Annotated in this window: 19 protein-coding genes; 11 read left to right on the top strand and 8 right to left on the bottom strand. The window is 71.7% G+C overall.

Annotated features, from left to right (window positions below; all coding sequences use genetic code 11):
- Positions 1-74: 74 nt before the first annotated feature.
- Positions 75-665: a TetR/AcrR family transcriptional regulator gene (locus ACZ7L6_RS21235; protein WP_471926082.1), complete on the bottom strand. Its 591-nt coding sequence runs from the start codon at positions 663-665 to the stop codon at positions 75-77.
- A 136-nt stretch (positions 666-801) separates the two neighbouring features.
- Here ACZ7L6_RS21235 and ACZ7L6_RS21230 point away from each other — a divergent pair, with 136 nt between their 5' ends.
- Positions 802-1,821 carry an aldo/keto reductase gene (locus ACZ7L6_RS21230; RefSeq protein WP_471926080.1) on the top strand — a complete coding sequence of 340 codons (1,020 nt, stop codon included), beginning with the start codon at positions 802-804 and terminating at the stop codon, positions 1,819-1,821.
- 15 nt (positions 1,822-1,836) lie between these two features.
- Entirely contained in the window at positions 1,837-2,721 is an 885-nt protein-coding gene (locus ACZ7L6_RS21225) for an LLM class flavin-dependent oxidoreductase (protein ID WP_471926078.1), read from the top strand.
- Here the strand turns inward: ACZ7L6_RS21225 and ACZ7L6_RS21220 are convergent.
- Positions 2,718-2,924, bottom strand: a complete 207-nt coding sequence (locus tag ACZ7L6_RS21220; protein ID WP_471926076.1) for a DUF397 domain-containing protein — start codon at positions 2,922-2,924, stop codon at positions 2,718-2,720. The genes ACZ7L6_RS21225 and ACZ7L6_RS21220 overlap by 4 nt on opposite strands.
- Positions 2,921-3,796 (bottom strand): helix-turn-helix domain-containing protein, encoded by an 876-nt coding sequence (locus ACZ7L6_RS21215; RefSeq protein ID WP_471926074.1) that lies wholly within the window; start codon positions 3,794-3,796, stop codon positions 2,921-2,923. The genes ACZ7L6_RS21220 and ACZ7L6_RS21215 overlap by 4 nt, the downstream gene beginning before the upstream one ends.
- Before the next feature lie 155 nt (positions 3,797-3,951).
- Here ACZ7L6_RS21215 and ACZ7L6_RS21210 point away from each other — a divergent pair, with 155 nt between their 5' ends.
- The 3 genes from ACZ7L6_RS21210 to ACZ7L6_RS21200 all read left to right on the top strand — a co-directional run bounded on the left by ACZ7L6_RS21210 (position 3,952) and on the right by ACZ7L6_RS21200 (position 6,163).
- On the top strand, positions 3,952-4,437 hold the full coding sequence (locus ACZ7L6_RS21210; RefSeq protein WP_471926072.1) for an ATP-binding protein: 486 nt from the start codon (positions 3,952-3,954) through the stop codon (positions 4,435-4,437).
- 204 nt (positions 4,438-4,641) lie between these two features.
- Entirely contained in the window at positions 4,642-5,481 is an 840-nt protein-coding gene (locus tag ACZ7L6_RS21205; protein ID WP_471926070.1) for a helix-turn-helix domain-containing protein, read from the top strand.
- Between the two features lie 52 nt (positions 5,482-5,533).
- Positions 5,534-6,163 carry a Uma2 family endonuclease gene (locus ACZ7L6_RS21200; RefSeq protein WP_471926068.1) on the top strand — a complete coding sequence of 210 codons (630 nt, stop codon included), beginning with the start codon at positions 5,534-5,536 and terminating at the stop codon, positions 6,161-6,163.
- A gap of 16 nt (positions 6,164-6,179) precedes the next feature.
- Here the strand turns inward: ACZ7L6_RS21200 and ACZ7L6_RS21195 are convergent, their stop codons facing one another.
- On the bottom strand, positions 6,180-7,106 hold the full coding sequence (locus tag ACZ7L6_RS21195; protein ID WP_471926066.1) for a DUF3027 domain-containing protein: 927 nt from the start codon (positions 7,104-7,106) through the stop codon (positions 6,180-6,182).
- 366 nt (positions 7,107-7,472) lie between these two features.
- On the opposite strand from ACZ7L6_RS21195, the gene ACZ7L6_RS21190 reads away from it, so the two are divergent.
- The 4 genes from ACZ7L6_RS21190 to ACZ7L6_RS21175 all read left to right on the top strand — a co-directional run bounded on the left by ACZ7L6_RS21190 (position 7,473) and on the right by ACZ7L6_RS21175 (position 11,505).
- The gene (locus tag ACZ7L6_RS21190; RefSeq protein WP_471926064.1) at positions 7,473-8,900 is read left to right on the top strand and encodes an MFS transporter; all 1,428 of its coding nucleotides are present in this window, start codon (positions 7,473-7,475) and stop codon (positions 8,898-8,900) included.
- 619 nt (positions 8,901-9,519) lie between these two features.
- Positions 9,520-9,993 (top strand): DUF2771 domain-containing protein, encoded by a 474-nt coding sequence (locus tag ACZ7L6_RS21185; protein WP_471926062.1) that lies wholly within the window; start codon positions 9,520-9,522, stop codon positions 9,991-9,993.
- Positions 9,963-10,667 (top strand): futalosine hydrolase, encoded by a 705-nt coding sequence (locus ACZ7L6_RS21180; protein WP_471926060.1) that lies wholly within the window; start codon positions 9,963-9,965, stop codon positions 10,665-10,667. Before ACZ7L6_RS21185 ends, ACZ7L6_RS21180 begins: the two co-directional genes overlap by 31 nt.
- Positions 10,657-11,505, top strand: a complete 849-nt coding sequence (locus ACZ7L6_RS21175) for a 1,4-dihydroxy-6-naphthoate synthase (protein ID WP_471926058.1) — start codon at positions 10,657-10,659, stop codon at positions 11,503-11,505. The genes ACZ7L6_RS21180 and ACZ7L6_RS21175 overlap by 11 nt, the downstream gene beginning before the upstream one ends.
- Positions 11,506-11,531: 26 nt before the next feature.
- Here ACZ7L6_RS21175 and ACZ7L6_RS21170 read toward each other — a convergent pair whose 3' ends face one another.
- Complete coding sequence (locus ACZ7L6_RS21170) at positions 11,532-11,915, bottom strand: cold-shock protein (protein WP_004000281.1); 384 nt, start codon at positions 11,913-11,915, stop codon at positions 11,532-11,534.
- A 165-nt stretch (positions 11,916-12,080) separates the two neighbouring features.
- Here ACZ7L6_RS21170 and ACZ7L6_RS21165 point away from each other — a divergent pair, with 165 nt between their 5' ends.
- On the top strand, positions 12,081-12,332 hold the full coding sequence (locus ACZ7L6_RS21165) for a hypothetical protein (protein WP_471926056.1): 252 nt from the start codon (positions 12,081-12,083) through the stop codon (positions 12,330-12,332).
- Here ACZ7L6_RS21165 and ACZ7L6_RS21160 read toward each other — a convergent pair.
- The 3 genes from ACZ7L6_RS21160 to ACZ7L6_RS21150 all read right to left on the bottom strand — a co-directional run bounded on the left by ACZ7L6_RS21160 (position 12,308) and on the right by ACZ7L6_RS21150 (position 15,777).
- Complete coding sequence (locus ACZ7L6_RS21160; protein ID WP_471926054.1) at positions 12,308-12,925, bottom strand: HAD family hydrolase; 618 nt, start codon at positions 12,923-12,925, stop codon at positions 12,308-12,310. The genes ACZ7L6_RS21165 and ACZ7L6_RS21160 overlap by 25 nt on opposite strands.
- Positions 12,926-13,044: 119 nt before the next feature.
- On the bottom strand, positions 13,045-14,061 hold the full coding sequence (locus ACZ7L6_RS21155) for a hypothetical protein (RefSeq protein ID WP_471926052.1): 1,017 nt from the start codon (positions 14,059-14,061) through the stop codon (positions 13,045-13,047).
- A gap of 75 nt (positions 14,062-14,136) precedes the next feature.
- Positions 14,137-15,777, bottom strand: coding sequence for a substrate-binding domain-containing protein (locus tag ACZ7L6_RS21150; protein WP_471926050.1), 1,641 nt, complete (start codon positions 15,775-15,777; stop codon positions 14,137-14,139).
- Between the two features lie 224 nt (positions 15,778-16,001).
- Here ACZ7L6_RS21150 and ACZ7L6_RS21145 point away from each other — a divergent pair, with 224 nt between their 5' ends.
- A complete protein-coding gene (locus ACZ7L6_RS21145; RefSeq protein WP_471926048.1) occupies positions 16,002-18,533 on the top strand; it encodes a helicase-associated domain-containing protein in 2,532 nt (843 codons plus the stop codon).
- The last annotated feature ends 113 nt before the right edge of the window (positions 18,534-18,646 follow it).

The raw sequence follows: 18,646 nt of genomic DNA, 5'->3' as shown, positions 1-18,646 counted from the left end.
GATGAAGGTACCGCTCACGGGGCGTGGGTGCGCTGCCTGCCCGTCGCGTCCCCCGGGTCGGACGCGATCCCCCGTCAGTGCGGCCGGCGCAGCCCCGCGACAAGGAGTTCGACCAGTCGGCGGGCGTCGTAGCGGGGGTCGCTGTCGGCGCCGATGCAGAGGTTGCCGACGCCGCGCATGAGCTCGTAGGCCTCGATGCCGGGGCGGATCTCACCGGAGGCGGCCGCGGCCTCGAGCAGCTCGGTGCAGACGGGCACGAGGCGGTCGAGGAAGTAGGAGTGGAGGGCCTCGAAGTCGGCGTTGCCGGACTGGAACACCGCGGCAAGCCCGTGCTTGGTGACCAGGAAGTCGACGAAGAGGTCGATCCAGCGCGCCAGTGCGGCGTGCGGGGTCTCGCCGACGGCCAGCAGGGCCGGACCGGCCTCCGCGCAGGCCTCGACCTGGTGCCGGTAGACGGCGATGATCAGCTCCGCCCGCGTCGGGAAGTGACGGTAGATCGTGCCCAGCCCGACGCCGGCCTCGGCCGCGATGTCGCGCACCGGCGCGTCCACGCCCTTCACGACGAAGACCCTGGCGGCCGCGTCGAGCAGCGTCTCCTGGTTGCGCCGGGCGTCCTTCCGCCTGGGTGTGGCCACGCGCCCGGCGCCCTCGTCGCTGTCGTCCACCGAGCCACTCCCTGTCCGTCCCTCTGCACTGCCGTTCACGGTACGCCACCCCGCTTGCCAAAACGGAACAGTGTTCCGTATCGTTCGTGGCGCCAATACGGAACGATGTTCCGTTTCACCGTGAGGAGATACGGCCATGCAGTACCGCACCCTGGGCCGCACCGGAGTACAGGTCAGCGCGCTCGCGCTCGGCGCCATGAACTTCGGCGCGATCGGACGCACCACCCAGGACGAGGCCACCGCCCTCGTCGACACCGCCCTGGAGGCGGGGATCAACCTCGTCGACACCGCCGACTGGTACAGCGGCGGAGAGTCGGAGGAGATGGTCGGCAAGGCCATCGCGGGCCGTCGCGACGACATCGTGCTGGCCACGAAGGCGACCATGCCGATGGGTGAGGAGCGCAACCACCAGGGCGGTTCACGCCGCTGGCTGGTCAAGGCGCTGGACGACAGCCTGCGCCGCCTGGGCGTCAACCACATCGACCTCTACCAGATGCACCGCTGGGACCCGGACACCAGCGATGAGGAGACGCTGTCTGCCCTGACGGACCTGCAACGCGCCGGGAAGATCCGCTACTTCGGCTCCTCGACCTTCCCCGCCCACCGCATCGTCCAGGCCCAGTGGGCCGCCCGTGAGCACCGCCTGGGCCGCTATGTCACCGAACAGCCCAACTACTCGATCCTCCAGCGCGGAGTGGAGGCCCACGTCCTGCCCGTGACCGAGGAGTACGGGCTCGGTGTGCTGGTGTGGAGCCCGCTGGCCTCGGGCTGGCTGACGGGCGCGGTCCGCAGCGGCCAGGACGTGAGCACACACCGCTCGGCGTTCATGCCGGAGCGGTTCGACATGAGCCTCCCCCACAACCGGGCCAGGCTCGACGCCGTGGAACAGCTGGCGAAGGTCGCCGACGAGGCGGGCCTGACGATGATCCAGCTCGCCCTCGGCTTCGTGACCGCGCACCCCGCCGTGACCAGCGCGCTCATCGGCCCCCGCACGCCGGAGCACCTGCAGTCGCAGCTCGCCGCCGCAGACACCGTGCTTCCGGCGGACGTACTCGACGCGATCGATGTGATCGTGGCTCCCGGAACCGACCTCGCGGCGCACGAGAAGTTCGACACTCCGCCCGCGCTGCTGGACGCGTCGCTGCGGCGCCGCTGAGCTGTGGACACCGCCATGCCGCACACCGCGGCCACCGCGCCGCCCCGCTTCGGCATCATGACCGCGCCCATGCAGGTGCCGTACGACGACGTCCTGCGCGTCTGGCGAGAGGCGGACGCGGTAGCCGAGATCGAGCACGCCTGGCTGTTCGACCACCTCATGCCGATCGGGGGCGATCCGGAAGGACCGGCCTACGAGGGCTGGACCCTGCTCGCGGCCCTGGCCGCGCAGACCCGACGACTCCGCCTCGGTGTCCTGGTCACCAGCAACCGCTTCCGCCCGCCCGCGATGCTGGCCAAGATCGCCACGACCGTCGACGTCGTCTCCGGCGGCCGGCTCGACTTCGGCATAGGCGTCGGCTCACGCCCCGGCCACCCGCTGGCGCGACGCGAATACGAGGCCCACGGCATCCCCTTCCACGACACCCCGCGCGCCGTGGAAAGCCTCGCCGAAGCCTGCACCCTGATCCGGCGCCTGTGGACCGAGTCCGCCCCGTTCGACTTCCACGGCACCCACCACCACCTCACCGGCGCCTACGCCAACCCCAAATCCGTCCAGCGCCCCCACCCGCCCATCCTCATCGGCGGCCGCTCCTCCGCGACCCTGCGCGTGGCCGCCGAGCACGCCGACCTGTGGAACATCCCCGGCGGCGACATCGGCGACGCGGTCCGCCGCAGCGCGCTACTGGACCGCTACTGCGCCGAGTCGGGCCGCGACCCGGCCTCGATCACCCGCTCGATCCACCTGCCGGTCTCCTACGACCACCCGGCCGCCACCCGGCACACGATCGCCGAGGCGCTAGACGCGGGCTTCCGCCACATCGTCCTCGGACTGCCGGCGCCGTATCCCTCCGGGGTCGCGCGGTGGGTCGCCGACGAGCTCATCAAGAAGCAGAACTAGCTGACGTACGTGACGAACGCGGCCCAGGCCTCCGGCGCGAGGGCGAGTCGGGGGCTGGTGTCGCGGTACTTGGAGTCGCGGACGTGGATGGTGTGGGGGGCTACCGCGATCTCGACGCAGGACTCGCCATTGTTGCCGCCGCTGTAGCTGCTCTTGAACCACGCCAGTTCGGAGGCGTCCCCGGCGAGGGCCTTGCGCATCATGTCTCTCCCAGCAGTTGCTCGATGAAGGCCAGCGACTCCCCAGGCGGGAGGGCCTGCGCTCGGATGGTGCCATATTGCAGCTCAAGGACGCGAAGCTGCTTGGGATCAGTGACAGGGCGGCCGTTGAACACACCGTCGCAACGTCCCACCGCCGTGCCGTCCGCGAACTTCAGCAGCTCGATCCTTCCGTCCAGGCCGGAGTGAACCTCACGGTGCGTCGGCATCACCTGAAGCGTGACGTTCCTCAACCGACCCACCTCCAATAGGCGTTCGAGCTGCCGTCGCCACACCATTGTGCCCCCAAGAGGGCGCCTCAGCGGCGCCTCTTCCAGCACAAAGCTAATCGCGGGCGCGGGGTCACGCTCGAAGACGGATTGCCGAGCCATACGACCGGCCACCATCCGGTCCACATCGTCCTGCGAGTACGGAGGCTGCGCCGCCTCGATAGCCGCCCTGGCATGCTCCGGTGTCTGCAACAGCCCGGCGATGATGTTGCACTCGTACCCCCCGATCTCGACCGCCTTGGCCTCCAGCTTCCCCAGCTCCCGCACCTTCTTCGGGTACCGGACCTTCTTCACGTCCTCCCACGTCGCCGCGATGAGCCCGCCCGCCTTCAGCACCTCGTCGGCCTTGTCCAGATACTCCTGCCGAGGAATCCGCTTCCCGCCCTCGATCTTGTAGACGAGGTCCTCGCCGTACCCGACCGCCTTCCCGAAGTCAGCGGCCCGCATCCCCACCGCCTCCCGCCGCAGTTTCAGCTGCCGTCCGACGGTCGCGATGACTGCGACTCCCCACTCATCGTCGGGATCCACCTCCCAACCCGGCTCGTCCGCCTCCGTCTTGAGCCGTCCCGCGTCCGCCTCGACCGTCATCCCGAAACCCCTCCTCGTACCGCCGCGATGCACCAGCGCCGTACCCCCATGCCCGTCCCGACAGCCCGGACACGACCGGACAAGCTCCGGACAGTCACCGTACGCACCCGCTGAGTCACTGTTCACAGTAAGCACGCGCCGCCACGCTGAGTGATGTGAATCAAGAAACCGCCGCCCCCACGGCCCAACTCCACAACCCCATCCGCAACTTCAGCGTGCAACTGTCCCCCACCCCACGCGGCGCCCGCCTCGCCCGCCTCCTCGCCACCGAACAACTCCGCAGCTGGGGTCTGCCATTGGACCCGGCGGCACACGTGGTCGCCGAGCTGTCGACCAACGCGGTCACCCACGGCCGGATCCCCGGACGGGACTTCCTGCTGCTCCTCTACGTCGTCGGCGACACCCTGCGTATCGAGGTCACCGACACCCGCGCCGACCGACTCCCGTGCACCGAACAGCCCACCGCCGACGCGGAGTCGGGCCGCGGGCTCACCATCGTCGACGCTCTGGCCGACCGCTGGGGCGTCGCACCGGGGCTGCCCCCGCGCAAGACGGTCTGGGCCGAAATCGACCTCTCACCGGAACCCGGAAACCGGTGCTCCGGTGCCACGGGCGGCCTTTCCCAAGAAACACGAGGGTGAAAGAAACCGCACCAAACCCCACCCCTCCCTCCCGCCCACGACGCAAACTCACTCAAGCGGGTGAACATCACCAACTCGGCTGGATTCGGGAGCTGTTGCCGGCCTTACGCTCAGCGCGACACAACCGCAGACATGCAACGGCCCTCGCCGGGACTGGCATCCCAGTGCGAGGGCCTGACCACCAAGGAAGTAGCAGCCTTCCCGATGGATACCCAAAACCCTAGCGCGCCCTCGCACGCCCAGTCCCGTATCGCGGGCAAAAACCACCCCCACGCGGGCGGCCTGATCCACGACAACACCCGCCACACCACCCGCTTCACGGTGATCGGCAACCACCTCGCCCAGCACCCGGAGTTGTCGGGCCTCGCCATCGGACTCGCCGTCTACATCCAGTCGCTCCCCAACGGCGCCCACGTCGACATCAAGACCCTCGCCGCGCGCTTCCCGGAGGGCAGGACCCGTATCGCCGCCGCCCTGCGCGAGCTGGAGACCCACGGCTACCTGCGCCGCGAACGCCGACGCACGCCTGCCGGCCACATCGTCACCCGCACGATCTCCTGCAACCAGCCCGGCCACCGCCGCCACACCCAGGACCACCCGGCCCCGCCCCGCAAGAAGCGAACCCCGGCAGCCACCCGCAGGCCCCTCCCCGCCGTACCGCAACCCGCCTACCCGGCCCCGGCCCTCCTCCAGACGGCCACCGACCTCCTCGCGGACCTCCGCCGCCACGACCCCCGCCTGCTGTTCAGCCGGCGCGACACCGCCCACCTGGCCCCCGGCGTCGCCGCCTGGCTCGAACGCGACGTCACCCCCACCGCCGTACGCCACGCCCTGACCACCGACCTGCCACCGGAGCCGCTGTGCCGCCCGGCAGCCCTCCTGGCCCACCGCCTCGCGACCCAACTCCCCCCACCACCCCCGTTCGCCCCACCGCCGGCTGTCCGCCACCCACTCCAGACATGTGAAGGCTGCGACCGCGCCTTCCGCTCACCCGCCCCTGGCCGCTGCCGCGACTGCCGATCCCATCTCCTGGAGGCCGCCTAGCATGAACGTGACGATCCTTGCCCCTGGGCACAGACGACGAGGAGCGAGCGCCATGACCGTCGCCCCGGACAACGCACAACAGGGCGCCCACCACCTGTACCGGGCCATGCGGGATTTCGTTCAGTCCATGGACGACGCGCTCCCCGGAAAGTTCGAGATCACCAAGGAAGGGATCGTTCACGACATGATGTCGCCGGGAGGACCTCACGAGGTCACGGCCGCGCACGTCAGCCGCCGTCTGGAGAAGGTCATGCCGGATGACTTGCTGGCGCACAACGGCACACCCGACGTGGAAGATGAGCCCGAGGGCATCATGCGACACCCCGATGTGATGGTAATCGCGTGGACCGACCTGAGTGTCCAGGGGTCCATCGACCCCCGCACCGTCATCGCCGCCATTGAGATCGTCTCTCGCTCCAACCCCGACAACGACTGGGTCACCAAGATGCGCGACTACCCGCTCATCGGCATCCCCGTCTACGCGATCTTCGACCCCCGCACCGGCACCGGTGCCGTCCTCACCGACATCCACGCCACTCCCGAGGGGCCGCGCTACGCGACCCGCAAGGACTTCGTCTACGGAGAAGACGTCACCATCGCCGACTGGACGATCTCGACGGAGAACCTGCCGCGCTACAAGGCCGAGGGCGAGGACGAAGCCGGCGTGCAACCGGCATCCTGAACCTTCGGCCTGAACCCTAGGAGTGCCCCAACTCCGCCGAGTCCTCGTCCGCCGCGATCGGCACCGACCCCGAATCCGCCGCCGGCCGCAGGGGGAAGTGGTCCACCCGCGTCTCGTCGATCACCGGCGGAGCCGGACGCGGCGGCTTGGGCATGACCGCGGCCTCGGAGTGGCCGCCGCAGCCGTAGGTCAGGGATACGACACGGCCGTCGGCGGGGGAGAACTCGTTCGCGCAGACGCCGAAGGCCTGGCCCAGTGAGCCGCCGATCGGGAGCAGGAAGCCGCAGCTGACGCAGGAGGCCGGGGCCGCCTGAGCCATCGGGGTCTTCGCGCCGAACGCCTCCTCCCAGCGGTCCGCGGCGACATGAAGGCCGTAGCGGGACAGGACGCGGGCGCGGCGCAGGCCCAGTTCCTCGGCGACGGCGGCGATCGTGCCACGGGACGGCGTCACCGGGAGGTTCGCCGGGGTGGCGCCCGTGACCTCCGCGTCCTCCGCCTCCACCAGCTCCGCCATCTCCTCCGAGACGGCCGAGCTCGGCACCGGCTCGTCCTCACCCGAGTAGCCGGGCTCCAGGCGGAGATCCTCGGCGTCCGTGGGGAGCAGGTCACCCGGGCCCATGTCGCCGGGGCGCAGGCGCTCGCTCCACGGGACCCACTCGGGAGCGAGGAGCGCGTCAGGACCCGGCAGCAGCACCACCTCGTCCAGCGTCACGATCTTCGCGCGCGACGCCCGGGCCACCGTCACCGCCCAGCGCCAGCCGCGGTACCCGAGCTCCTTGCACTCGAAGAAGTGCGTGACAACGCGGTCGCCCTCGGAGATCAGACCCGCGTGCTCGCCCACCACGCCGGGCGCGGCGGCCTCCTCGGCTGCACTGCGGGCGAGGTCGACCGCCTCGGCGCACAGACGGTCGGGGGTGCGGCTTCGCGTTGTCGCTGCGCTCACAGGTATCGCTTCTCTCCTACGCCGTCTCTCGGGTGCGGTCCTCGAGGGCGATGGAACGGACGGAGCGGACCTGTGGGCCGCGTCGACGTCCGCGTCCGAATCGCGCTCGGGCGCACCTACGTCATCCATTGTGCGGGATGGCTGAGATACGCACGCTACCTGTTCGCGAGCGCTGGGCCTACACCGACGGCCCTTTCACCGTGCGCGGCGGCCGGCAGAAGCCCGAAGAACCGGTGCCGCCGACCTGAGAGTTGCCCTCCGGCGGCCCTCCTCCGAACCTTCCGGCAACCTGAGACTTGCCCATCGGTTCCCCCCATACGCGCCGTAACCGCACTACCCACCCCCATCTCGGGGCACTATTGCGTCGTGGCAACTGCGAGGCCGCCCCAAGGAGCCACCGGAGTCGGTGGCGCCAAGGGCGGCCGGAGTCGAGGCGGCGGAACGGGCCGGATGGGCGGCTCCCTCCGCGCGGTCGGCCGCGCCCTGCACTTCCCCGTCACCGGCACCGCCCGCGGCATCCGCAAGGCGACGCACGCGCAGGGCGCCGGTGAGTCCGGCCTCGGCAAGCTGATCGAACTGCACGGGGTGAACGGCGCCGGCGACATGATGATCACCGTCGCGCTCGCCTCCACCGTCTTCTTCTCCGTCCCGACCGACGAGGCCCGCGGGCGCGTCGCGCTCTACCTCGGCATCACCATGGCGCCGTTCACGCTCCTCGCCCCCGTGATCGGCCCCCTCCTCGACCGCCTCCCGCACGGCCGCCGGGCGGCGATGGCCGGCGCGATGCTGGCCCGGGCGCTCCTCGCCCTGGTGCTGTCCAGCGCCGTCGTCAGCGGCGACCTCCAGCTCTATCCGGCCGCGCTCGGGGTGCTGGTCGCCTCGAAGGCGTACGGGGTCGTCAGAAGCGCCGTGGTGCCCCGGCTCCTGCCACCCCGCTTCTCCCTCGTGAAGGCCAATTCACGGGTCACGCTCGGCGGGCTGCTCGCCACCGGCATCGCCGCGCCCGTCGGCGCGGGGCTCCAGGCGATCGGGCCGCGCTGGCCGCTCTACGGCGCCTTTGTGATCTTCATCGCCGGTACGTTCCTGTCCTTCTCGCTCCCGCACAAGGTCGACTCGGCCAAGGGCGAGGACACCGCGCTGCTGGCGGCCGACGAGCAGCATCTGCACGGGCCGCACCTCAAGCCCGTCAAGCGCCCCGGGCTGCGCACGGTCGGCATCGCCGTCACCCACGCGCTCGGCGCCAACGCCGCCCTGCGCTGCCTGTCCGGCTTCCTGATCTTCTTCCTGGCGTTCCTGCTGCGCGAGCACCCGATGTCCGGCCAGAGCGCCGCCGTGTCGCTGGGCATAGTGGCCGTCTCGGCCGGGGTCGGAAACGCGATCGGTACGGCCGTCGGGGCGTGGCTCAGGTCCCGGGCGCCGGAGATCATCATCGTGACCGTCGTGGGCTTCGTGCTGGCCGTGGCGATCACGGCCGCGGCCTTCTTCGGCGCCGTCCTGGTGGCGTTCCTGGCGGCGGTCGCCGGGTTCGCGCAGGCACTGGGAAAACTGTCGCTGGACGCGCTGATCCAGCGGGACGTGCCGGAGCTGGTCCGTACGTCGGCGTTCGCGCGCTCCGAGACGCTGCTGCAGATGTCCTGGGTGCTCGGTGGCGCGATCGGCATCGTGCTGCCGCTCAGGGGTCCGTTCGGCCTGCTGATCGGCGCGGCGATCGTCGCCGTCGGCTGGCTGACCACCGTCAAGGGCCTGATCGGCTCGGCCCGCCACGGCGGCCACGCCCGGCCACGAGTCGACTGACACACCCCGGCGCCGCCGTGACGCAGGCATCGGCACCTCCACGCCGCACGCCTGGTTCGGGCTACCGCCCCGCGCGGCCATCGCCGCCACCGACAGGCCGACCACCGTCAAAGGCCCGATCGGCTCAGCCCGGCACGGCGGCCACACACGACCGCGGGCCGACTGACACGCCCCCGGCACCGCCGTGACGCAGGCATCGGCACCTCCACGCCGCACGCCCTGCGGGCCTGCCTCGGGCTGCCGACCCGCGCGGCCATCGCCGCCACCGACAGACTGACCACCGTCAAGGCCCGATCGGCTCGGCCCGGCACGGCGGCCACACACGACCGCGGGCCGACTGACACGCCCCCGGCGCCGCGGTGACGCAGGCATCGGCGCCTCCACGGCGCACGCCCTGCGGCCTGGTTCGGGCTGCCGCCCCGCGCGGCCATCGCCGCCACCGACAGACTGACCACCGCCAAAGGCCCGATCGGCCCAGCCCGGCACGGCGGCCACGCCCGGCCGCGGGTGGACTGACACGCCCCGGCGCCTCCGTGACGTACGCCCTGACACCTCCGTGACGCACGGCACGCCGCCCCCACGTAGAGAGAGCGCCATACGCGCCCGATAGCCTTCCGCCATGACCACGCTGCAATCCGTTGTGCGACGCCGCCGCGCGCTCGCCGCCGCCGGCGCCGTTTCCGCCGGACTGCTCCTGCTGTCGGCCTGCGACGAGCCGACGCCCCTGGCCACGGTCACCGTCGGCACCTCCTCCGTCCACACGGAGGCGACCTGCGGTGGTGAGGGCGACGCGCTGAAGCCCGCCGACCTGGCGAAGTGCCTGAAGGACAAGGGCATCGAGTCCATCAAGGTCGACCCCGACGAGACCGTGCGCTTCGGCGTCGACCCGGACATCGCGGACGAGGGCTGGACCATCCTCATGAACGGCCAGCCGCTCACCGACTCCAGCAAGAAGACGTACCGCACCATCCCGGGCAGCGTGTTCTTCAACGCCCAGTACGGCGCCAGCGGCGACTCCACGCTGGTGTCGATCAAGGGCGGCGAGAAGGACGTGACGGGTCTGTGGTCCTTCAAGCTCAAGAAGGACAGCTGACCACGTCCGCCGCAGTACGTGTCCTGGTGGCCACCGCTGTCCCTGTGGAGAGGGACGCGGTGGCCCGGGCGCTCTCGCTCCCCGGCGTCGACGTGATCGCCGCCGGTGTGGGCCCGGCCCTCGCCGCCGCCTCCACCGCCACGGCCCTCACCACGGCCGCCCTCGAAGGCGCCCCGTACGGCCTGGTCGTCTCGGCCGGGATCGCCGGCGGCTTCCTCCCCCACGCCCCGGTCGGCTCCCTCGTCGTCGCCGACGAGATCACCGCCGCCGACCTCGGCGCGGAGACACCGGACGGCTTCCTGCCCGTCACCGAGCTGGGCTTCGGCACCGTCACCCACCGTCCGCCGGAAGCACTCGTACGAGAGGTCGCGACCGCCACCGGCGCGCGCCCCGGCGCCGTCCTCACCGTCTCCACCGTCACCGGCACCGCCGTCCGCGCCGCACGGCTGCGCGAGCGCCACCCCACCGCCCTGGCCGAGGCCATGGAGGGCTTCGGCGTCGCCGAGGCCGCGGCCGCGCACCGCACGCCCGTGCTGGAGCTGCGCGCGATCTCCAACCCCGTCGGCCCCCGCGACCGCGCCGCCTGGCGCATCGGCGACGCGCTGGCCACGCTGACGGAGGGCTTCGGGAAGCTCGCGCCCGTCCTGGAGAGTTGGAACCCGCATGAGCAGTGAGCCGTTGCAGATCGCGTACTCCCCCTGCCCGAACGACACCTTCGTCTTCGACGCCCTCGCCCACGGCCGCGTCCCCGGCGCCCCCGCTCTCGACGTCACCTTCGCCGACATCGACATCACCAACGGCATGGCCGAGCGCGGCGAGTTCGACGTGCTGAAGGTGTCGTACGCCGTGCTGCCGTACGTCCTCGACGAGTACGCCCTGCTGCCCTGCGGGGGTGCGCTGGGGCGGGGTTGCGGGCCGCTGGTGCTGACGCGGGAGGCGGACGTCGACCTGACGGGCCGTACGGTCGCCGTGCCGAGCGAGAAGTCGACGGCGTATCTGCTGTTCCGCCTGTGGGCCGCCGACACGCTCCCCGCCGGGGTCGGCGAGATCGTCGTCCTGCCCTTCCACGAGATCATGCCCGCCGTGCGGGACGGCAAGGTCGACGCGGGGCTCGTCATCCACGAGGCGCGGTTCACGTACCAGAACTACGGGCTGCACAAGCTCGCCGACATGGGCGAGCACTGGGAGAACACCACCGGGCTGCCCATCCCGCTGGGCGCGATCATCGCGAAGCGGTCGCTGGGCGCGGCCGCACTGCGGCTGCTCGCCGACTCCATCCGTACGTCCGTGAAGGCCGCCTGGGACGACCCCGAGGCCTCCCGGCCCTACGTCATGGAGCACGCCCAGGAGATGGACCCGGCCGTCGCCGACCAGCACATCGGGCTGTACGTCAACGAGTTCACGCACGACCTCGGCGTGGACGGCTACGCGGCGGTACGCGGGCTGCTCACACGCGCGGCGGCCGAGGGGCTGGTGCCGCCCCTCGGCCGGGATGCGCTGGATTTCCCGTAACGGGACTTGAACGGGACTTACTGGACTTATACGTCCAACTGGTCGGCGACCGCCCGGAGCAGACCGGCGATCTTCTTTCCGGCGGCCTTGTCGGGGTAGCGGCCGCGCTCCAGCATCGGGGTGATGTTTTCGAGGAGCGTCGTCAAATCCTGGACGATCGACGCCAGCTCGTCCGGCTTCTTGCGCTGGGCCGCCGCGACCGAGGGGGTCGGGTCGAGCAGGGTGACCGAAAGGGCCTGGTCACCGCGCTGACCGGCGACGACCCCGAACTCCACTCGCTGTCCCGGCTTGAGTGTGTCTACTCCGGCGGGGAGGACCGAGGAATGAACGAAGACGTCACCGCCGTCGTCGCGGGAGAGAAAGCCGAAGCCCTTCTCACTGTTGAACCACTTGACCTTGCCGGTAGGCACGTCTGTCCTCGTCCTCGTACTCGTCGGAAAACTGCTTCTGAAAACGGCTCTTGATAGCACTACAGCGGGTCGACCATGACCCGCCGGTACCAAGGCTAATGGTCCCCGGGCCCGTGACAAGACGTCGCCCGGTTGTTCCCTCGCGCAGGGAACTACCCTGGTCCGGTGCGTGACAAAACCCAAACGAATTCCGCCGCTCCCGGTGACCGGCTGATCCGTGCCGGAGCGGTCGTGTTCTTCATCGGTGCCGTGGCCACTCTGGTCACGGTGACGCCCTTCCTGCTCGGTACGACGCCATTTCCGACATACATGTTCGGACTGAGCATGCTCATGGGCGTCGGATTCCTCGTCGCCGGAGCGGGGGTGCTCCGCTCGATCGCGGCGGGGAGGCGTCAGGCGCGGGGCGCGTCCAGGTAGCCGGTGAGCCAGTCCGGGAACCCTGTCAGGTCCGTGAGGACCACGTCCGCGCCGAGTGCCTGCAGCTGGTCGGTGCCGTAGGGGCCGGTGGCCACGGTGACCGACAGGGTGCCGGCGGCTCGGGCGGCTCGTACGTCGCCCGCGTGGTCGCCGACGTATACGACTGCGCCGTACTCGCGCAGGGCCTCCGCCTTCTGCTCGGCCCAGAGGTTGCCTATGACGGCGTCCGGGTCGATGCCGAGATGCTTCAGGTGCAGCTTGGCGTTCGGTTCGTACTTGGCGGTGACGACGATCGCGCGGCCGCCCGCGGCGCGTACGGCGGTGATCGCCTCGGCGGCGCCGGGGAGTGCGGGGGTCGCGGCGATGGCGATCGTGGGGTACATCTCGCGGTACAGGTCTGCCATGGCGGGGACCTGTTCCGCCGGGAACCAGTTGACCAGCTCCTCCTCCAGGGGTGGCCCCAGGCGGGTGATCGCCAGGTCGGCGTCGATGTATGTCCCTGTCCGCTCGGTCAGCGCCGTGTAGGTGGCGTGGATGCCGGGGCGGGAGTCGATGAGGGTCATGTCCAGGTCGAAGCCGACGGTGAAGGCCATGGGGGTCATTGTGCCTTCGCCCAGTAGCTCGGTCGTGAATGTGGTGTGGCGACTGCGGGTGAGTGGGGGCTTGTCGCGCCCACGCGGCGGAGCCGCATATCGATACAGCCCCGCGCCCCTCAGGTCTGCTTCTGTGAACGCCAGACGATGAACAAGGCCGATGCCACCGCCGCGCCCCTCACCACCCACGGCCATGTGTCGGCGAGGGCAGCATTCATCTGGCCTTCGGCGATAGGGGTGCCCCATCGGCCCTCCGTGCGGCCCCACAGCCAGACCACGCCTGCCGTGAGGGAGAGGCCGGGGAGGATCACCACCGCCCATTTGGTCTCGGCGTCGGACAGGCGGCGTGAGCCCCAGGCGATGAGCCAGCCGAGGAGCAGGACGATGAGGTTGCCGAGGATCGCGCCGGTGACGAGGAGCGCGGCGGCGAGCAGGAGGAGGGGGTTGCTCCAGCGGCTGGTGGGGAGGGTCGGGCGGCGGAGGAGGCGGCGACGGCGTGCGTCCGGTGCCGCTTCCTCGGTCTTCTCCACGGCAGCCGGGGCGGGCTCCTCGGCCGGCTCCTTCTTTCGTAGCCGGGCCTCGTCCTGTGCCGGTGGGCGCCTGAGCATCTCCGGGATCTCGACTCCGCCGACGAACCCCGGGACGTCCTCTCCGGGGCCGAAGGGGCTGCTGTCCACCCGCCACCAGTCGGGCTGGGTCGCGCTGCCCCCGAGGTCCGCCGTGCTGGCGAGGTGGGGCGGCGCAGGGGCCTCGTCCGGGGTCGCCGCGGGCTCGGCGGGGCGGGGGCGGGGCACCATGCGGCGCAGGCCCTTGGGGCGGGCCTCGGCCGCCTCGCCGTCGCGGCTCTCCGGACGTGGCTGTGGCTGTACGGGTACGGAGGTGACCGGGGGCTGCGGGGCCGGTACGGCCTTGCCTCCGGCCGCGGCGACGACCTCGTCCGGGGTGCCGAGGCGGGCGATGATGCGGCGGACGGCGGCGGGGCTGTCGACGGGGGCCTTGGCGCGCCGCCGGTCGATCTCGCCCCGCAGCTCGGACACCAGGCGCATGCGGGTGGCCGACGGCAGCTGTCGCTGCTGGGCCACGTCGCCGACACGGCTCAGATACTCGTAGACGACCTGGTCGCTCTCGATCCCCACGAAGTCCCCTCCGGGGTGGGTGCGTTGGATACCCCGTGGGACGACGTTAGCGCAGGACAGGACGGACGCGGCGGCTCAGAGCGGGCGGCACTCGCCCGAGTTCTGTACCTCGGAGCAGAGGCCGTGGCCGTGGGCGCGGAGGATGTCGCGGCCGCTCTGCTGGGTGAGGAAGTTCAGGAAGGCAGCGGCGACGGAGCCGGCCGGGGCCTCGCCGTAGGTGTAGGCGAACTCGGTCTGCCAGTAGGGATAGTTGGTGTCCTCGACGCCCTCCGCTGTCGGTTTGCGGCCGTCGATCGTCAGCTTGACGAGGTTGCCGGCGGCTTTGTGGCCGTCGACTCCGGTGGCCTCGCTGTAGCCGATGGCGCCGGGGGTGGAGGCGGTTCTGTTCAGCATGGTGTCCGTGCTGCTGACCTCGCAGCGGCCGTACCGTTTCGGCTTCAGGGCCGCGCAGTCGGTCACGGTGAACTGGGGCGGTTCCTTGCCGCCCAGGACCTTGGCGACGAGGGTGCTGCGGGTGCCCGAGCCGGGGTCGCGGTTGATGAGGTGGACGGGCACGTCGTTGCCGCCGACCTCGGACCAGTTCTGGACCTGGCCGGCGAACACCTCGCGTATCTGGTCCAGTTTCAGGTTCTCCACGCCGGCGTCCTTGTTGACGACCAGGGTGAACACGGAGAGCGCGACGGGCCTGGGGATCAGCCGGGGGTGGCCGTCGGAGGCGAGGCCGTCGGTGAAGGCGATGTGGTCGCCGAGGCCCTCGCCGACCGGGACTTCGGCGTCCTTGCCCGCCTTGTCCAGGTCGGTGACGCCGTCGGTGCTGCCCTTGAAGGTGTCGTCCGCGAGCGGGATGTGCACGTCCGCCCCGTCGCATCGCTCGAGGTAGTCGCGCGCGGCGGCCCGTACCGCGGGCGCGAAGGCGGTGGAGCCGTGCAGGTGGAGGGTGCCGCCTACGCAGTCCAGCGGGGGCCGTCGGTCGTTGCGGAAGACGAGCGTGAAGGAGGCCTGGACGACGACGGCCGCGATCAGGATCCAGATGAGCCACCATGCGGGCCGGGAGGCGAAGACATGGCTCTCGGTCCTGGTCGCCTTCAGCCGCAGGAGCCGTACCAGGGGGTCGTACCAGCGGTCCTGACCGTCGGTGCCCCGGACGACCGGATCCGGGAACGGGTCGGTGCCGTTGTCGTCGGGCCAGCGTTCCAGCACGACGAGGACCTTGTACTCGGCGCCCCGGGGCAGCGTCACCTTCGGCAGCCGGATGATGCCCGTGCGCTCCCGCTCGTTGTTGTTGCGGCGGAAGCCCGGTTTGGCGACGTTGCGGACGGTGTCGCCTTCCGTCACCTCCTCGAAGAAGAAGTCGCGCAGGGCGTCGTCGCTCGGATCGGTGAGGACGACGGCCGCGACCCGGCGGTCCCGGAAGGTGACCTTGATGCCGTAGGGATCGGCGGGGTCGGCCAGATAGTCGTCGGACACGATCTTGGTCGATCCGGCGTTCTCGATGCGCAGCAGGACGAACGAGGGATCCTTGAGCTGGTGGCCGTCGTGCCGCATGTCCCCCAGGACGTCGGCGTACGGCTTGTCGGCCGCGTCCGCGGCCATGGTGTCCATCTGCACCCGGTAGCCGAGCCGCTTGCGGCCCACGATGGCGAACTCCCACAGGAACGCCGCGACGGGAAACGCGAGACTCAGGATCGCGATCCACTGCTCGGCCTGCTCGCTCACCGCTGCCCCCCGAATACCCTTCTCACCGCTGCCCCCGAATTCCCTTGAGCCGTGAAGTAGTTGACCGGGAGCCCAGGGTGACCAGTGGGTGCGGGGAGTTGCCAGAGGTGCCGCAATCCTCCGGGTGATGTTCATCCGGGGGCCATCTGCGCAACGTTCCGTTCGCCCGGGAGGCATCCCGCGGACCCCCCTGACCCGTCCCTCCACCCGGTAACGTGAGTCGGATGAGCGACCCGGCTACACCGCCCCGTTCCCTCGCGGAAGCGCTCCGCGCGCGGGACGACGCCTCCCTGGCCGTGCTTCTGCGCAGCAGGCCCGACCTCATCACCCCCGTGCCGACCGACCTGACTCAGCTGGCGACCCGCGCCGGCACGCGGGCCTCCGTCGTGCGTGCCCTGGAGCGGCTGGACCGTTTCGCGCTGCAGACGGCGGAGGCGCTGGCCGTGGCGGCGGACCCGGCGACGTACGACGAACTGCTCGGCCTGCTGACCGGCGACGAGGGCGATCCGACCGTGGCCGGCGCGCTGCCGCACGCCCTGGGCACCCTGCGCGACCAGGCCCTGGTGTGGGGCGGCGACGACCGGCTGCGCCTCGTCCGCACCGCGCGCGAGCTGCTCGCGCCCTCGCCGCAGCATCCGTCGCCGACCGGGCTCGGGCCGACCGTGCAGGAGGCGACGGCGGGCATGTCGCCGGGGCGGATCCAGGAGATCGTCACGACGGCCGGGCTGCCCTCGACCCACGACGCGGTGTCCGCCGTGGCCTCGCTCACCGCCCTCTTCAGCGACCGGCGGCGCATGACGGCCCTGCTGGCCGACGCGCCGGAGGAGTCCCGGGAGGTCCTGTCCCGGCTGGTGTGGGGACCGCCGTACGGCCAGGTCACCGCGGATCCGGCACCCCGCCTGCGCTGGCTCCTGGACCGCGGCCTGCTGCTGCCGACGGCGCCCGGCACGGTCGTCCTGCCCCGCGAGGTGGCCCTGCATCTGCGCGCGGGCCGCGCGCACCGCACCACCGAGCCGCTGCCGCCCCCGATCGAGCCGGCCGCGACGCACCGTCCACAGGTTGTGGACAGGACGGCGGCCGGGCAGGCGTACACGGCGCTGGCGACCGTCGAGGAGCTGCTGAAGGACTGGGACGAGGGCGGGCCCACGGTGCTGCGGGCCGGTGGGCTCAGCGTGCGCGACCTCAAGCGCACCGCCGTCGCCCTGGACGTGTCCGAACCCGTCGCCGCCTTCTGGGTCGAGCTGGCCTACGCCGCGGGCCTGCTGGCCTCCGACGGCGAGGCCGACGAGCGGTACGCGGCGACCCCCGCCTACGACGAGTGGCTGGAGCAGCCCTCGGCCCAGCGCTGGGCGCGGCTGGCGGAGGCGTGGCTGACGGCGACGCGTACGGCCGGGCTGGTCGGCGGGCGGGACGCGAAGGACCGTACGTTGTCGGCGCTCGGCCCGGGCCTTGACCGCTCCGCCGCGCCGGAGGTACGCCACCGGGTGCTGACCCTGCTCGCCGGGCTGCCCGAGGGCGCGTCCCCGTCCGCCGAGTCGGTGCTGGCACGGCTGCGCTGGGAACGGCCGCTGCGCGGGCCTCAGCAGGACGACGACCTGCGTAGCCGCCTCGCCCGCTGGACGCTCAACGAGGCGGAGCTGCTGGGCGTGACCGGGCGAGGGGCGCTGTCGGCGCAGGGGCGGGCCCTGCTGGGGGCACGGCCACCGGAACCCGTGCCCGAGAACCCGGTCGGCCCCGGCGACAAGCTCCCCGTCCATCACCGCCCCACCCCGGCTCCCGAGCCCCTCTCCCCCGCCGAGCAGGCCGCGGCCACCGCTGCCGCCGCCCGCCTCCTCGCCCCGCTCCTCCCCGAGCCGCTCGACCACGTCCTCCTCCAGGCCGACCTCACGGCCGTCGCGCCCGGCCCGTTGCAGCGGCCGCTCGCCGACATGCTGGGGGTGCTCGCGGACGTGGAGTCCAAGGGCGGCGCCACGGTCTACCGCTTCACTCCCGGCTCGGTGCGCCGCGCCCTCGACGCCGGGCGCAGCGCCTCCGACCTGCACGCCTTCCTCGCCGAGCACTCGCGTACGCCGGTGCCGCAGCCGCTGGCGTACCTGATCGACGACGTGGCCCGTAAGCACGGGCATCTGCGGGTGGGCGCGGCGTCGGCGTACGTCCGCTGCGACGACGACGCGATGCTGAACGAGATCCTCGCCGACAAGCGCGCCGCGGGCCTGCGCCTGCGCCGCCTCGCGCCGACGGTGCTGGCCGCCCAGGCGGACCCGGCCGCCCTGCTGGAGGGCCTGCGCGCCATGGGCTTCGCGCCGGCCGCCGAGTCGGCCGAGGGCGACGTCCTGATCACCCGCGCCGACGCCCACCGCACCCCGCCGCGCACGGCACCCGAGCCGGTCCCGGACGGTCCGCCGACGCCGGACGCCACGCTGCTGACGGCCGCGATCCGTGCCATCCGCGCGGGCGACCTCGCCTCCACGACCCCGCGCAAGCCGAACGCGACGGCGGCCCCCGTGACCGGCGGTGAGCTGCCCCGCACCACCTCGGCGGAGACCCTCGCCACCATGCAGGCCGCCGTCCTGACCGGCGAGGCGCTGTGGATCGGATACGTCAACGCCGAGGGCGCCGCGAGTCAGCGGGTCATCGCGCCGGTGCGGGTCGAGGGCGGGTTCGTGACGGCGTACGACCACACCGCGGACGAGGTGCGGACGTATCCGCTGCACCGGATCACCGGTGTGGCCGAGCTCGCGGACGACCAGATCTGACGGCTGGGGCGGCTCACTCGTCCGGGCGTACGCGGCGGTTCATACCCGCCACGCCGGGCTTTTCCAACTCTTGAGGGACCTTTCGGGTGTTTCCGCATCGCGTCGCGTGGCGC

It is taken from the genome of Streptomyces sp. NPDC107522, from assembly GCF_055657525.1.
This window is presented reverse-complemented; position numbering and strand designations above follow the sequence as displayed.

Excerpts from the sequence above, each read along its gene's own strand:
- ACZ7L6_RS21175 (WP_471926058.1), top strand. The coding sequence starts at position 10,657 with ATGAGCAGTGAGCCGTTGCAGATCGCGTACTCCCCCTGCCCGAACGAC.
- ACZ7L6_RS21220 (WP_471926076.1), bottom strand. The coding sequence starts at position 2,924 with ATGATGCGCAAGGCCCTCGCCGGGGACGCCTCCGAACTGGCGTGGTTC.
- ACZ7L6_RS21215 (WP_471926074.1), bottom strand. The coding sequence starts at position 3,796 with ATGACGGTCGAGGCGGACGCGGGACGGCTCAAGACGGAGGCGGACGAG.
- ACZ7L6_RS21160 (WP_471926054.1), bottom strand. The coding sequence starts at position 12,925 with ATGGCCTTCACCGTCGGCTTCGACCTGGACATGACCCTCATCGACTCC.
- ACZ7L6_RS21230 (WP_471926080.1), top strand. The coding sequence starts at position 802 with ATGCAGTACCGCACCCTGGGCCGCACCGGAGTACAGGTCAGCGCGCTC.
- ACZ7L6_RS21225 (WP_471926078.1), top strand. The coding sequence starts at position 1,837 with ATGCCGCACACCGCGGCCACCGCGCCGCCCCGCTTCGGCATCATGACC.
- ACZ7L6_RS21145 (WP_471926048.1), top strand. The coding sequence starts at position 16,002 with ATGAGCGACCCGGCTACACCGCCCCGTTCCCTCGCGGAAGCGCTCCGC.
- ACZ7L6_RS21205 (WP_471926070.1), top strand. The coding sequence starts at position 4,642 with ATGGATACCCAAAACCCTAGCGCGCCCTCGCACGCCCAGTCCCGTATC.
- ACZ7L6_RS21200 (WP_471926068.1), top strand. The coding sequence starts at position 5,534 with ATGACCGTCGCCCCGGACAACGCACAACAGGGCGCCCACCACCTGTAC.
- ACZ7L6_RS21185 (WP_471926062.1), top strand. The coding sequence starts at position 9,520 with ATGACCACGCTGCAATCCGTTGTGCGACGCCGCCGCGCGCTCGCCGCC.